The following is a 13,788-nucleotide window of genomic DNA, read 5'->3' as shown; positions in this document are numbered from 1 at the left end:
GTATAGTTTATACCTGGGAGTTAGTTCAGCTCCAGTTTTAACACCACCATACCACGGTACTCAGGTTTCATAGTTTCAAAATCAAGCATGTAAGTGCCGCACTGAGTGTAACCGTTTCGCTCATAGAACCTGATGGCATCGTGACTGCTGTCCATAGCCTTCAGCCAAACCACTCGCTTGTTTCTTTCTCTGGCAAACTGATTTGTAAAGTCCAGCACTTGCTTTCCTATACCGTGTCCGGAGGCTGATTTTACAAGGTAAATCCGCTCCAGTTCCAGGGCCCCTTCCGAAGTATAACCTTCCAATTCTTTGTTCACATTCAGCTTCAGGAAACCAACCAGTTCATCATCAGCATGAATCAGGAAAAAAGCAGCATTGGGATCTTCCAGTTCGCCTTTCAACGCTGCATCACTAAAGCTGCGCTCAATGTACCAGGCCCCACCATCATTCCAAAGGTGCAGATAATGATCACCATAGGCATTCAGGGCTATATCCTGTAGGGTATGCAGTTCGGAAACAGTAATGGGTACGATAGAAACAGCTGGTGTCATAAAGTATAAACTATAGAAGCACAAAAGTACAGCTCTTTGCGGTATAGGTAAAACAGTTGAACACTTTATACTTGCTTACTTGATATAGCTATTCCTGAAAATTGCATCATAATCTTCTGAATTGATACCATAATGTTATTTCGCTCAGCTCACACAAACAGCTATAAGACACTGATTATTAGTACTTAAATCTAAACAACACAGTACAGCTATCGTAAAAAATAATGAATTAAAACTATACTCTTATGAGAATACTACACAGGTTTATACCATTACTGATCACTGTATTTCTACTAGGTAGTTGTACAGGCGAAGGCTGGAGCAGGAAAGCAAAAGGCGCTGCTGTTGGTGGCGCTACAGGCGCAGCAGCCGGTGCTGCCGTAGGCGGTACAACTGGAGCCGTGGTAGGTGCCGCCGCCGGAACGGCTGCAGGTGGTGCAATTGGCCGTAAAAAAGATAAAAAGAAAGACCGCAAACGCTACGAAGGGTATCGCGACAAAGAAAAAGGCGATAACAGGTAAAACAAAAAAGGCTGCCCGTTTAACAGGCAGCCTTTTTTGTTTTACACTCAGTATTATACATGCGTTTACAGGTTCTGTAAAGTAACTCTGATAGGCTAAAAGCCGCCCGGTGTAGAGGACCCGGACGACTTTAAAACTAATCAGGGCTATACTTAGAAGCCGCTTACGTTAAGGCGACCACCTGTAACACACTTACCAGACAGTGATGCTGTTGGAATTGCACTGCTCATGATGGCATTCTTGATAGCCGCAGCCGTAGAACCTGGATGCGAAGCAGCATAAAGTGCTACACCGCCTGTTACGTGAGGCGTTGCCATAGAAGTACCACTATAAGAAGAATAGCTATTAAGCGCTGTGGTAGAGTTAACCCCAGAACCAGGAGCTCCGATATCTACAGTTGTAGCCCCATAGTTAGAGAAAGATGACTTTGCACCTGAGGAAGTGATTGAGGCTACTGCAATTACGTTAGGCAGATCCATGTTAGACGGATAGCTGGCAACTGCATCGTTGTTATCGCCTACACCGTCGTTGCCACCGTTACCGGCTGCTGCTACAAACAGTATTTCCTGGTTATTAGCACGGTTAACTGCATCGTATAGTGCCTGCGAGAAGCCGCCACCACCCCAAGAGTTATTGCTGGCTACTATATTCATACCGTGTCTGGTTTTCAGGTCAGTCAGGTAATCTACAGCTTTAACAGCATTGGCAGTTGTACCACCTCTGCGACCCAGGAATTTAAGCGAAATCATTGTTACATTCCAGTTAACGCCTACTACACCGGAGCCATTGTTTACTGCGCCAATTGTACCTGCTACGTGTGTACCATGGTCATCCAGGCTACCTCTGTCGCCACCGTCATATACTTCGTTATTGTTACCGTCAAAGTCCCAGCCGTGGGAGTCATCTATATAACCATTGCCATCGTTATCCACGCCATCTACCGGGTCGTACGGGTTGGTCCATATGTTGGCTGCAAGGTCAGGGTGACTGTACTGTATACCTTCATCAATGATACCAACCACAACAGATGCAGCACCAGTGTTACCAGCAGCCCATGCTTCAGCGGCCTGGCTACCATATTGGTTTGCCGGAGATGAGCCATCTCCGTACATACCCCAAAGTGAGCCGTTTGTGAAGTAAGGGTCGGTTGATGCGGCTGCATGTGTGTAGATATAGTTTGGCTCCGCATACTCGATTTCTGCAGCTCCTTTTAATTTGCCTAATGCCTCCAGCGCAGCCATAGGTGTATGCACTAGTGTAAGCCCTTCCCTGTCACCGAAACGCTCCATCGTTTTTGTAAGAATATGCTCTTTGACGTTACCGCTGATACGGGCCAAGGCAGCTGCTCTTGCCGTTTCTGAAACACCGGTTTTAAACTTTACAAGAACCTCATTTGGAACAAACTGCTGTCCTTTACCGGCTGTGGCTGCTTCCTGATGTGAAGTTGCAAGCTCTTTGTCTTCCAGTATTGTTTCTTTCTCACAGCCTGTTAATACAGCTGCAGACAAAATAGCCATCGCGACAGCAGACTTTCCTGCTGTTAGGTAGTTTCTAATCATAATGTTTGTTGTTTTAGGTGAAAAAGTGTTAGTGTTAAAATCAAATATTCCTAAATAAATACAGTTTTAAAAGGAAGATTAACAATCAAAAGTAACCCGACATAAAAGCCACAAAACACACTCATTAAACTATCACTATCAACATTTTACACCTATACATCACCCTAATGAACATATATAATAAAACATATAAAAGGCCGCAGTAACAATATAAATTTTACTATATTATGGTAATTTTTAATTTATTTAGAGCAGAGCATCTACACTTTAGCAAAACCTTCTGATGTGTGCTCAGCAGAACTAAAATAAGAGGAGTAAATAAAGCAAAAAGGCCACCTGAAAATGATCAGGCAGCCTCCTTACAGGTTTTACTTAATAGTTTCTGTTAAATATGCTTACCGGCAAGTGTACCCAGTTTTATTTTGTAGCGGGTAATGCCGTTAAACTTCTCTTCCATCTTCAGTACTTCATGTGTCTTTTTCGTTACCCAGAATATGCCGTAGTTCTCCGGGCTGTAGTCTATGCGCAGCAGCCAGCAATCTATAGTTTGGTTGTTTATAGTTGCCAGTTTCTCTGAGCCGGTTACTTTATAACTATAAGCCTGCGGACCGGTCTTGCTGCCCGGGTGATAGAAGTTGATCAGGAATACAGTGTTGGCTTTTAATAGCAGGCTCTCGAAAAATTCCATATCCAGCTCCCAGTTATAGGTTTGGTTGGTAGTTGGCATCACAAATCCTTTCCAGGCATTTTTTTGCACCGTATCGGCAGCTACAATCTTATCCGGGTAAAAATTAAAAGCACCCTTACCCCTGGCCGATGCGCTGGTATGGTAAACGGGTGTAAAGTCTTTTTCCATCACAGAGTAAAGCGTGCGGTTGCTGAGGGTATCAGTTCCAATCCAGTTCTGGCGTATTACCATGCGCTCTTTGCCCTGCACCTGTTCAAAACTGATGTTGCGGTTCCAAAGGTTCTGGGTAAGCACTTTCGGGTTCTTTGGGTTGCTTATAGTTACCAGGTACTGCCGTGTGCCCGGCTTCAGGTATTTGGTGTTGATGTGTTTGCTGGTGACGCGTACCGTGTCGGGTTGGGCCATAGCAGTCGTAAACATGATGCAGCAAAGCATCAGTAGCATTACTAATTTCTTCATAGTTATAGGGTTGGAATGTGTTGACTATAGTTTGATGTTTAAACTATAGTTTGCAAAGTAAACAAGTATAAACCGGCAACAAAAAAGGGTTGGCCGAAAACTCGACCAACCCTTTCTAAATATCGCTAAACCTATACTTACAGGTGAATTACTTCGTCGTAAGCAGCGGCGGCAGCTTCCATTACAGCTTCGCTCATGGTTGGGTGCGGGTGAACCGACTTGATGATCTCGTGTCCGGTAGTTTCCAGTTTGCGGGCTACAACAACCTCAGCTATCATCTCGGTAACGTTAGCGCCTACCATGTGAGCTCCTAAGAACTCGCCATACTTCGCATCAAAGATAACTTTAACGAAGCCATCTTTTGCACCGGCAGCACTTGCCTTACCCGACGCCGAGAACGGAAACTTACCAACTTTTATCTCGATACCCTGCTCGCGTGCCGCTTTCTCAGTAAGACCAACCGAAGCGATCTCTGGAGAGCAGTATGTACAGCCTGGTATGTTACCATAGTTTAACGGCTCCGGATGATGACCAGCTATTGCTTCCACGCAGATAATACCTTCAGCAGATGCTACGTGCGCCAGCGCCGGACCAGGAACAATGTCACCAATCGCGTAAATACCGTCTACGTTGGTTTTATAGTATTCATCCACTATTACTCTGCCACGGTCAACTTTAATACCCAGCTCTTCGATACCGATGTTCTCCAGGTTAGTCTGAATACCAACTGCTGAAAGCACTACTTCAGCTTCCAGTATCTCTTCGCCTTTGGCCGTTTTAACAGTTACTTTGCACAGGTCTCCGCTTGTATCAACACGCTCTACAGATGAACTTGTCAGAATGTTGATACCTGATTTCTTGAAAGATTTCTCCAGTTGCTTCGATACTTCTTCGTCCTCAACCGGTACGATAACCGGCATATATTCCACGATGGTTACTTTTGTACCCATTGCGTTGTAGAAGTAAGCAAACTCCACCCCGATAGCACCAGAACCAACCACAACCATAGAAGCAGGCTTTTTATCCAAAGCCATTGCCTGACGATAACCTATAATCTTCTTACCATCGATAGGCAGATTAGGCAGCTCGCGCGAGCGGGCACCCGTTGCGATGATGATGTTTGTTGCTTCAATAATGTCTTTTTTGCCTTCGGCGCTGGTAACTTCTACCTGGCCTTTGGCTACTATTTTACCGGTACCCATTATCGCATCGATCTTGTTTTTGCGGAACAGGAACTGGATACCTTTGCTCATGCCATCAGCTACGCCACGGCTACGCTTAACAACAGCTGTAAAGTCTACAGAGGCTTCGCCGATAGTAATACCGTAATCAGATGCATGGTTGATATATTCAAAAACGTTCGCACTTTTAAGCAGGGCTTTTGTCGGGATACAGCCCCAGTTAAGGCATATACCACCCAGCGACTCACGCTCGATAACACCTACCTTCATACCCAACTGCGATGCACGGATAGCTGCTACGTAACCGCCCGGTCCGCTGCCAAGCACTACTAAATCGTATTTTGATGCCATAGTTTCTCTTTATTAAAATGATGAGCAAAATTAAACGGAAATCCCAACTTCACAAAACCACTAAAGCACTGTAACTATGGCATAATGGAAAGATGGATATAGAACGCTGCAGCCCAAACTGCACAAAAACGGAAAAATACTTTTAAAAGTAGCCTGATCTGCTGTACTTTGCACTGAAATAGAAAACATTACAATTTTTGCATGAGAATAATTTTACCTCTACTCCTATCTATATTAGTGTCTTTTACCGCCTTTGCCCAGAAAACAGCGAAGGATTATTTTGTGAGCGGCAATCAAAAATTTAAAGCCGGTAAATATACCGATGCTATAAAAGATTACGACCAGGTACTGAAACTAGAGCCCAAACACGCTGCCACCTATACCAACCGCGGCGTAGCCAAAGACAGGTTGCTGGATTATCGTGGTGCGATTGAAGATTTTACACAGGCCATTACGCTAAACCCAAAATATACGGATGCTTACCTGAGCCGGGGCCTCTCCAAGTATAACCTGAAAGATTTCCGCAGTGCCCTGTTGGACTATAACAAAGGTATAGAACTGAACCCTAAAGATGCCAAAGCTTATAACAACCGTGGCCTGGTGCGCTATGGCTTAAAAGATTACAGCGGCGCCATTGCCGACTACACGAAAGCAATAACCTTAAACACCCGCTACGAGGAAGCCTACTACAACCGCGGCGCACCAAAGTATAGTTTAGGCGATAAAGCCGGTGCCTGCGCCGACTGGACCAAAGCAAAACAACTGGGCGTGAAAGAAGCGGACCAGTACCTGAAAAAATTCTGCAAATAAGCTTCTAACACGGCATAAACTATATAAAAGGGACAGCAAGGCATAAATTGCTGCTGTCCCTTTTTAGTTTAGAAGAGTTAAAATTGTGTTAAAACAATAAGAATATCCATAATCCCGTTTACAGGTACAATTATATCCTTTACCTTTATAAGTACGAAGCATACTTACTGCCGCTTCGCACCTCTGGAAACAAACTTTAAGGGAAGAACAGGTTTAACAGCCTGGTGTGTATAGGATTGAGAGAAACCTCAAAGTATAGTGTTAGCATTTGCCGGCATTTTCAGAGCTTTTTGCGCTTATCTTAACCAACCTATACACATGAAACAACACTTACTGCTGGCCTTGTGCCTGCTGATCAGCTCATTTGCATGGGCGCAAAGCCCCGCCGCAACCGGCACCATTAAAGGAATTGTACAAGATTCCACCACCCTTAAATCTGTAGGCTATGTAACGGTGATACTAACCCACCCGGGCAAAACCGAACCCATTAAAAGTACCTTTACCAAAGACAACGGCAGCTTCGAATTTACAGGAGTGCCGCTGGCAAAGTATAAACTCATCTTCAGTTTTGTAGGCTATAAACTAGAAACCACTGAAATTACACTGGATGCCGGCAACACCACAGCAGATATCGGTAAGATCAGTTTGGCATCATCAGCACAGAAACTAAAAGAAGTAGAAGTAACTACCCAAAAGCTGCTCGTGACACAGGATGTAGACAAACTGAGCTACAACGTTGAACATGACCCGGAAAGCAAAACCCTTAATGCCCTGGATATGCTTCGCAAAGTGCCCATGTTAAGCCTTGATGCCGAAGAGAACATTCAACTGAATGGCAGTGGCAGTTTTAAAGTGTTGGTCAATGGCAGGCCATCTACAATGTTTGCCCGCTCGCCTAAAGATGTATTCCGAAGCATGCCTGCCAGCAGCATTAAGCGCATAGAAGTTATTACCGACCCACCTGCCAAGTATGATGCTGAAGGTATTGGCGGAATTATAAACGTGATAACTATAGGAAACCCGAAAAATGGCTACAACGGCAGTGTGCATGTTTCGCAAAGTACACCAGACAGCCGCTTCGGATCTGCCAACATAACAGCCAAAACAGGTAAGTTCGGCTTTTCCGGAAACGGGGGCATCAATCAATTCAATAATCCGGGCTATACTACTACCTTCAAGCGCAACGATAAAGGAACAGGTGTAAACCGGCTGGAGCTAGGCAGCGGAGACAGCAGAAGCAATTTTAACTATGCAAGCGGAGAATTAAGCTTTGAGGTAGATACGCTGAACCTGATCTCTGCCAAATTTAACCTCAACAACAGCAATTACACATCACTAAGCTTGCATAAAGTAGAAGAATTGGATAAAGCTGGGATCCTTAACGAAGCCTTTAACCGCAACACTACCGGCGAGGGTGCATGGGGTAGCTACGAGGCTGGCCTGGATTATCAGCATACGTTTAAACGTAATAAAGAACAGCTGATGACACTCTCTTACAAACTTGGGAACAACATAGACAATAGCAACAGCACGCTTATTTTTGAGCCTATATTTAACTATGATGACGCTGAAGATACGCGTACCCAGAACAAGGGAAAGTCTATGGAGCAGACCATACAGGTAGATTATGTACACCCGATAAAGAAGCAAACACTGGAGCTGGGCGCCAAAACTATACTTCGTGATAACGGCAGCAATTACTTTTACCGCAACTATAATGCAGAAACGGATACCTACGAGGAGATACCTTCGCTCAGTAATGAGTTTGATTACAGCCAGGACATTTATGCTGCCTATGCCTCTGCAAGCTTAAAACTGAAACAGTGGGGTGCCCGCATAGGAACCCGCCTGGAGCAAACCGTTGTAAATGCAGAATTTGGCAATACCAATACTATAGCCGACCAGGATTACCTGAACCTGATACCAAGTATAGCCTTAACACGCACACTTAAAGGTATGGGTACTTTAAGAGCATCTTATACACAGCGTATAGAGCGCCCAAGCTTATGGTACCTGAACCCATATGTAAACACGCTTAATGAAAAAAGTGTATCATTTGGTAACCCTGAGCTGGAAGCAGCCACAAGCCATGTATTTAGCTTAGGGCATAATTTCTTTAAAGGTGCCAGTTCTATAAACACCACCTTTACCCATACTTTTACCAACAACGCCATCCAGAGCTTTACCACCTTTAATGATGCTGATTCGGTGAGCAGCACCACTTATGGCAACATCGGGAAAAACCGCACTACTACGCTTAACCTGAGCGGCAACACAACCCTGTTCAAAAACCTGAATCTTAACCTGAGCAGTACCTTCTCTTATAGCCAGCTGAGCGGAAGTATAAATGGTGTAGATCTCAAAAACACTGGCTTAAGCGGGCATATGTTTAGTGGCATCAGTTATAAATTACCGAAGAACTGGCGAGCCAGCGCAAACTTTGGCTATTATGCTCCGCGGGTGTTGCTGCAGGGTGAGTCATCCGGCCAGTTCTGGAATGGTTTATCCGTAAACAAGAGTTTCCTGAAAGATCAGAAGGCCAGCTTAAGTTTATCTGTACAGAGCCCGTTCCAGGAGTACTTTACTTCTTATAATGAACTCAACGGTGAGGACTTTAGCCAGCGCACCGAGTTCAGAAACATGCAGCGACGTGTTAGTGTAGGCTTCAGCTATAAATTTGGTAAGCTGAAAGAAGACATTAAGCGCACCAAGCGCGGCATTAAAAACGACGACCTGAAAAGCGGCGAAAGCAAAGGTGGCAGTAATTAACTTATACCTTTGCTAAAGTATAAACCCCGGCTGTTCTGATGGAGTGGCCGGGGGTTATTTATAGTTTTGAGAAGAATGAATTATTGTTGTACTTAGTTAGTGCATTATAATTAAAAGCACCACAGCATATGATGCAGATAAACGGAATAGCTCCTTATATCCAGTAGTTGGCAAATACTAAAATCAATGAAAATAATCTTCCTCACTCTTATTATGACACTTTTCGGATTCGGTAACACTAAGGCACAGTCAGTAAAAAAATTTAAAGAGCCTCTAAACACAGCTGTATTTACGACCAAGTTCGTGATTGAAGAAAATAAGCCAATTACTTACGTTACGCATGATTCAGATGACGGGGCTTGGCAGTTCTTCAGCGACGATGAATTTGAAGATTTTGAAAGTATAGCTAAAATAGTCGGGCTCGGCGAAATCATACAGATGGATAAGTCCATACTTGAGTTGGCTGATATGCCCAAAGGCTACTACGCTTACAGAGAGAGTGTAAACAGTATATGGGTAATTCAAAAACAGGAAAAATAACATTTGCCAACACAATGCATGCTCAACCTTCGCTAATGCTCAGGCTCCGCATGCACGCGGCCGTTAGGTGTAAATTAAGATAAGAATGAAATATACTTTCGTTAAGCTTCCATCAGGGAATGTTGAAATTGAGCATATCCGAGAAATGGTTTCCGAACTTAAAAACTCAGAATGGAAGTTTATAAAATGGTTTTCAAGACCTGCATTAATCGACAGAAAGTCTAATACAGCGACACATCTGTACATTGGTCAAAAATTTGACGAAAAATATTTAAAATTAGAAGAAAAAGGCTGGACACACGACCATTGCGAAATATGCTTCGTCTCAATTGGTGAAAGTCCCAACGACTACACTGAGACGGAAGGATATTTTAATGGTTACGACTGGATTTGCAAATTCTGTTTTGAAGAACTTGTCTTAGCGGAAAACTTAGAGAGAAAATTAGCAAGCCTAGAGCAATACCAAGAATAAATCTACACCTAACAAGATAAACGTCATCTCGTCCGACGGTCTTCGGCGTCGTTTATACTAGACGTTAGCACCAATATATAAAACATGAAAAGAAGAGATTTTATAAGAAAAACAACAGTTGCAACTGTTGGCATTTCCATCGCTGCAAATGTAGAGCTGTTTGCACAAAAACAGAAAATAAGAAAGATATTTCTAACTGCGGAGGGTATGACCTTAAAACCATCAATCACCTTATTTCCCTTACAGGAAAAGAAAATCCTAAAATATGTTTCTTGCCTACTCCAATGGGAGACAGTGAAGCTTACATAAACAAATGGTTTGAAATAGCGAAGGAGCTGCCGATACAACCTTTTGTGCAGAAAGTATTTATCACAAGTACAGAACAAAAAACACCTTTCGAAGAAACATTGTTACAAATGGATGCTATTCTGGTTACAGGCGGCAACACACTGAATGCTCTAGCATTATGGAAAGCCCATGGTATTGACATTGCTTTGAAGAAAGCCTGGGAAAAAGGAATAGTATTATCAGGACCTAGCGCAGGAGCAATTTGTTGGTTTGAAGAGGGGCTTTCTGATTCTAGGCCGGAGAATTATACTGCTGTGAAAGGATTAGGATTTTTGAAAGGAAGTAACTGCCCTCACTACCATACTGAAGCTAACAGGCGTCCTCTATACTTAAAAATGATTGAAGAAGGCAGGTTGCTTCCAGGATATGCCTGTGATGAAACAGCCGGTCTTTACTTTGAAGGCACCCAATTGAGAAGAGTTATCACTCAGAATAAAGAAGATAAGGCGTACAAAGTAACTATAAGTAAAGGTAAAGTAGTAGAGACAGCCTTAGAGTCTGAACTAATTTAGACATAAACCGACAGCTAATTGTTATGGCTGTAATTCAGAATAGGCATTTATTATAGCTTTTATTGGTCATTTGAATATTACTTCTGAGTCTGCCACAGCCACTAGCCAATGGCTGTTAAACCCAACCATCATATGAAATCAAAATTGACATTAGCTTTTACTTTATTTACAGCAGTTGCTGTAGCAGCTATACTTTTCATAAGAACCAACAATGACCACCTGGAGTGTAAAAATAAGGTAACGCGTTCAACAGATGTGAATGGTTGCACAGTGGTAACAAGGACTCACATATGCAAAGAGAAGTTTAGCTTTTAGTAGTGTTAACACTGGCTTTTTAAAGTACATGACCCAATCGCTTTACACCATTCGCAACGCACACCCTTCTGAATTTGCCGCTATTGGTAAGCTGATGGTACAGGTTTATTCTCAGTTAGAGGGTTTCCCGAAAGAAGAGGAACAGCCCGCTTACTATAACCTGCTATACAACATCGGGGAGTTTACAAACAAACCGGATACAGAGCTTTTGGTAGCTGTTGCAGATGATGGTAAAATTGTAGGTGCTGTGGTATACTTTGGCGACATGCAATACTATGGTTCCGGAGGTACGGCTACACAGGAAAAAGACGCAGCCGGCTTCAGGTTGCTTGCCGTTGATCCTTCAGCCAGAGGGCAAGGTATCGGGAAGCTTCTGACACTGGAATGCATTAAAAAAGCGAAAGACAGCAATCTTTCGCAGGTAATCATCCACAGTACCAAAGCTATGCAGACTGCCTGGCAGATCTACGAGCGCTTAGGCTTTAAACGATCACAAGACCTGGACTTTATGCAGCAGGAATTACCAGTTTACGGTTTCAGGTTAACACTATAGTTTCTACAACACCTGCCCTATTCCAAAAAGCAGTACAAACAGCAACGTAGTCATGGCCATCTGTTTTAAGTATGGGTCTAATTCTTTAGAGGTTTGTTTACGCCATACGTTTACGCCGTTAATTATAACAAGAGGCAAAGCAAGTATAAACAGCAACTGCCACCAACTATAAAAGGTAAGCGCCACGTAAGCGACAGCACTAAGCGTTCCGGCAGCCAGCAAAAACCAGTGGTACATGCGTGCCCGCTTTGGTCCAAGGCGAACAGGTATAGAATGCTTGCCCGCCAGCAGATCAGAGTTAATGTCGCGGATGTTGTTTACGTTAAGTACAGCTGTAGCAAAAAAGCCGCAAACCATAGCCGGAAGTATAACTACAGCATCTAAGCTCTGCGCCTGCAGAAAGTATGTACCCAACACACCCACTAACCCAAAAAAGATAAACACAAATACATCACCGAGCCCCGCATAACCATATGGCTTGGAGCCAGCTGTATAGTTAATAGCCGCCCATATAGAAGCCAGACCCAAGCCCAAAAACAACAGTGCCAGCAACATTCCTTCGCTACCGAACGCTACCCAAAGCAACACCAACCCCGATACCAGCGACAATAAGCTAAACACGATCATCCCCTTTTTCATGTGCTCGGCTTTAATGTGACCTGCCTGCACGGCACGCATTGGTCCTTCGCGGTGCACGCTGTCTGCTCCGTGTTTGGAGTCGCCGTAGTCGTTGGCCAGGTTCGAGAGTATCTGCAGAAAGAGCGTGGTAAGCACGCAAAGCGCAACTATAGTTCCGTTAAAAACGCCGTTGGCAGCCGCCATAAAACCACCCATACCTATACACGAGAGCGCTAAAGGCAAAGTGCGTGGTCTAAAAGCCGAAATCCAGGCCTTTACCAGACCTGGATTTGGTGATGTTTGTTGTGTTGTATGATCCAAAGTATAAACTCCGGTGAATAAGTATAAATTTTATTGTTGAATAGCCATCACGATTTCCTCGCTCATCGGCTTCACTTTAGACGGGAAGAAAGCAACAACTTCGCCCTGTTCGTTTACCAGGTATTTGCAGAAGTTCCAGTTAGGTTCTTCCTGATTTGGTGCATTCTGCGATAACCAGGTATAAAGTGGATGCTGGTCTTCTCCTTTTACAGAGATCTTCTCAAACATCTGGAAACTTACACCATAATTTTTCTGGCAGAAAGCAGCAATTTCTTCGTTAGAACCTGGCTCCTGACCACCGAAGTTGTTTGCAGGAAAACCAAGTATAACTACTTTTTCGCCATATGTATCGTGCAGTTGCTCCAGGTCTGCGTACTGTGGTGTGTACCCACATTCCGAGGCTGTATTTACCAGCAATACTTTTTTGCCTTTATACTTCGAAAAATCTACTTCCTGCCCGTCCAGCGAAGTCAGCTTAAAGTTGTAGAAATCCTGCTTAGTCTGTGTTTCTGTTGCCATAGTTTTATCTGATGTTGTGGTGTCAGTAGATGCGGTGTTGCCGTTGTTGTTACCCGAGCAAGCTACCATCATACTTAATACCGGCACCAGCGCCAAAAGTTTAACCAGCTTTTTCATATAGTTTATAGTTGAGGTACAGATCTTGTTTGATAACCTGCACGTGTATTATTTGTTTACATTCTCAGAAAGTCCCCCTTTGAAGGGGGCAGGGGGATGATTTACTTTAACGAGCCTTCAATAAAAGCAACTATAACACGCTCCACATTTGGCAGATCTTTCATCACTTCAGTATCAGAAAACCTCAAAGTAGTAAACCCCAGCTCAGCAATTTCTTTATCCCGTTTTATATCTTCTTCAGTTTTGAAGTTATGTGTGTAGCCATCCACTTCGATAACCAGTTTCAGCTCTTTGCAAAAGAAGTCTGCAATGTAGTTACCAATAGGCCGCTGCCGCAGGAATGTAAAGCCTGTTTTGCCTTTGCTCAATACCTCACACCACAGCCGTACTTCTGCTTTTGTAGACTCTTTTCGGAGTGCCTTAGCAAAAGGCTTCAGCTTTTGATTGTAGTGGTTATTCTGTGGCATTGCCTGTTGTACGTTTGTCATCCCCCTGCCCCCTTCAAAGGGGGACCTTCTGCTAACGTAAAGAAACACATTAGGTCTATACAATCAGCATCAACACCAATACACCAAATCCATATT

The 13,788-nt window shown here is 43.7% G+C and carries 15 protein-coding genes; 8 read left to right on the top strand and 7 right to left on the bottom strand.

What is annotated here, in order from left to right; all coding sequences use genetic code 11:
• Positions 1–20: 20 nt before the first annotated feature.
• Positions 21–551, bottom strand: coding sequence for a GNAT family N-acetyltransferase (locus tag MJ612_RS00185; protein WP_187028324.1), 531 nt, complete (start codon positions 549–551; stop codon positions 21–23).
• Between the two features lie 245 nt (positions 552–796).
• Between MJ612_RS00185 and MJ612_RS00180 the strand changes: the two genes are divergently transcribed.
• Positions 797–1,072 carry a glycine zipper domain-containing protein gene (locus tag MJ612_RS00180; RefSeq protein WP_187028322.1) on the top strand — a complete coding sequence of 92 codons (276 nt, stop codon included), beginning with the start codon at positions 797–799 and terminating at the stop codon, positions 1,070–1,072.
• Between the two features lie 152 nt (positions 1,073–1,224).
• On the opposite strand, the gene MJ612_RS00175 is transcribed toward MJ612_RS00180, so the two are convergent.
• From MJ612_RS00175 to lpdA, 3 genes are all read right to left on the bottom strand, one after another.
• Positions 1,225–2,631, bottom strand: coding sequence for a S8 family peptidase (locus tag MJ612_RS00175; protein WP_222619591.1), 1,407 nt, complete (start codon positions 2,629–2,631; stop codon positions 1,225–1,227).
• A 385-nt stretch (positions 2,632–3,016) separates the two neighbouring features.
• The gene (locus tag MJ612_RS00170; RefSeq protein ID WP_187028320.1) at positions 3,017–3,778 is read right to left on the bottom strand and encodes a DUF3108 domain-containing protein; all 762 of its coding nucleotides are present in this window, start codon (positions 3,776–3,778) and stop codon (positions 3,017–3,019) included.
• Positions 3,779–3,915: 137 nt separating this feature from the next.
• Entirely contained in the window at positions 3,916–5,310 is a 1,395-nt protein-coding gene (lpdA, locus tag MJ612_RS00165; protein WP_187028318.1) for a dihydrolipoyl dehydrogenase, read from the bottom strand.
• Positions 5,311–5,511: 201 nt separating this feature from the next.
• Between lpdA and MJ612_RS00160 the strand changes: the two genes are divergently transcribed.
• The 7 genes from MJ612_RS00160 to MJ612_RS00130 all read left to right on the top strand — a co-directional run bounded on the left by MJ612_RS00160 (position 5,512) and on the right by MJ612_RS00130 (position 11,629).
• Positions 5,512–6,120, top strand: coding sequence for a tetratricopeptide repeat protein (locus tag MJ612_RS00160; protein ID WP_187028316.1), 609 nt, complete (start codon positions 5,512–5,514; stop codon positions 6,118–6,120).
• A gap of 318 nt (positions 6,121–6,438) precedes the next feature.
• A complete protein-coding gene (locus MJ612_RS00155; protein WP_187028314.1) occupies positions 6,439–8,889 on the top strand; it encodes a TonB-dependent receptor domain-containing protein in 2,451 nt (816 codons plus the stop codon).
• Positions 8,890–9,075: 186 nt separating this feature from the next.
• The gene (locus MJ612_RS00150) at positions 9,076–9,429 is read left to right on the top strand and encodes an immunity protein Imm33 domain-containing protein (protein ID WP_187028312.1); all 354 of its coding nucleotides are present in this window, start codon (positions 9,076–9,078) and stop codon (positions 9,427–9,429) included.
• Positions 9,430–9,514: 85 nt separating this feature from the next.
• Positions 9,515–9,901 (top strand): hypothetical protein, encoded by a 387-nt coding sequence (locus tag MJ612_RS00145; RefSeq protein ID WP_187028310.1) that lies wholly within the window; start codon positions 9,515–9,517, stop codon positions 9,899–9,901.
• Positions 9,902–9,985: 84 nt separating this feature from the next.
• Positions 9,986–10,210 carry a hypothetical protein gene (locus MJ612_RS00140; protein ID WP_222619590.1) on the top strand — a complete coding sequence of 75 codons (225 nt, stop codon included), beginning with the start codon at positions 9,986–9,988 and terminating at the stop codon, positions 10,208–10,210.
• Positions 10,123–10,761 carry a Type 1 glutamine amidotransferase-like domain-containing protein gene (locus MJ612_RS00135; RefSeq protein WP_317233050.1) on the top strand — a complete coding sequence of 213 codons (639 nt, stop codon included), beginning with the start codon at positions 10,123–10,125 and terminating at the stop codon, positions 10,759–10,761. The genes MJ612_RS00140 and MJ612_RS00135 overlap by 88 nt, the downstream gene beginning before the upstream one ends.
• A 343-nt stretch (positions 10,762–11,104) precedes the next feature.
• A complete protein-coding gene (locus tag MJ612_RS00130; protein ID WP_187028308.1) occupies positions 11,105–11,629 on the top strand; it encodes a GNAT family N-acetyltransferase in 525 nt (174 codons plus the stop codon).
• A gap of 3 nt (positions 11,630–11,632) precedes the next feature.
• Here the strand turns inward: MJ612_RS00130 and MJ612_RS00125 are convergent, their stop codons facing one another.
• From MJ612_RS00125 to MJ612_RS00115, 3 genes are all read right to left on the bottom strand, one after another.
• The gene (locus MJ612_RS00125; RefSeq protein ID WP_250418993.1) at positions 11,633–12,568 is read right to left on the bottom strand and encodes a 1,4-dihydroxy-2-naphthoate polyprenyltransferase; all 936 of its coding nucleotides are present in this window, start codon (positions 12,566–12,568) and stop codon (positions 11,633–11,635) included.
• A 30-nt stretch (positions 12,569–12,598) separates the two neighbouring features.
• Positions 12,599–13,204, bottom strand: a complete 606-nt coding sequence (locus tag MJ612_RS00120; protein WP_187028306.1) for a glutathione peroxidase — start codon at positions 13,202–13,204, stop codon at positions 12,599–12,601.
• Positions 13,205–13,305: 101 nt separating this feature from the next.
• Positions 13,306–13,692, bottom strand: coding sequence for an endonuclease domain-containing protein (locus MJ612_RS00115; protein WP_222619589.1), 387 nt, complete (start codon positions 13,690–13,692; stop codon positions 13,306–13,308).
• Positions 13,693–13,788: the final 96 nt, after the last annotated feature.

The sequence above is a fragment of the Pontibacter deserti genome (assembly GCF_023630255.1).
Lineage (GTDB): Bacteria > Bacteroidota > Bacteroidia > Cytophagales > Hymenobacteraceae > Pontibacter > Pontibacter deserti.
This window is presented reverse-complemented; position numbering and strand designations above follow the sequence as displayed.

Coding starts and splice junctions, on each gene's coding strand:
- MJ612_RS00160 (WP_187028316.1), top strand. CDS start 5,512: ATGAGAATAATTTTACCTCTACTCCTATCTATATTAGTGTCTTTTACC.
- MJ612_RS00150 (WP_187028312.1), top strand. CDS start 9,076: ATGAAAATAATCTTCCTCACTCTTATTATGACACTTTTCGGATTCGGT.
- MJ612_RS00130 (WP_187028308.1), top strand. CDS start 11,105: ATGACCCAATCGCTTTACACCATTCGCAACGCACACCCTTCTGAATTT.
- MJ612_RS00180 (WP_187028322.1), top strand. CDS start 797: ATGAGAATACTACACAGGTTTATACCATTACTGATCACTGTATTTCTA.
- MJ612_RS00175 (WP_222619591.1), bottom strand. CDS start 2,631: ATGATTAGAAACTACCTAACAGCAGGAAAGTCTGCTGTCGCGATGGCT.
- MJ612_RS00120 (WP_187028306.1), bottom strand. CDS start 13,204: ATGAAAAAGCTGGTTAAACTTTTGGCGCTGGTGCCGGTATTAAGTATG.
- lpdA (WP_187028318.1), bottom strand. CDS start 5,310: ATGGCATCAAAATACGATTTAGTAGTGCTTGGCAGCGGACCGGGCGGT.
- MJ612_RS00155 (WP_187028314.1), top strand. CDS start 6,439: ATGAAACAACACTTACTGCTGGCCTTGTGCCTGCTGATCAGCTCATTT.
- MJ612_RS00115 (WP_222619589.1), bottom strand. CDS start 13,692: ATGACAAACGTACAACAGGCAATGCCACAGAATAACCACTACAATCAA.
- MJ612_RS00170 (WP_187028320.1), bottom strand. CDS start 3,778: ATGAAGAAATTAGTAATGCTACTGATGCTTTGCTGCATCATGTTTACG.
- MJ612_RS00145 (WP_187028310.1), top strand. CDS start 9,515: ATGAAATATACTTTCGTTAAGCTTCCATCAGGGAATGTTGAAATTGAG.
- MJ612_RS00140 (WP_222619590.1), top strand. CDS start 9,986: ATGAAAAGAAGAGATTTTATAAGAAAAACAACAGTTGCAACTGTTGGC.
- MJ612_RS00185 (WP_187028324.1), bottom strand. CDS start 551: ATGACACCAGCTGTTTCTATCGTACCCATTACTGTTTCCGAACTGCAT.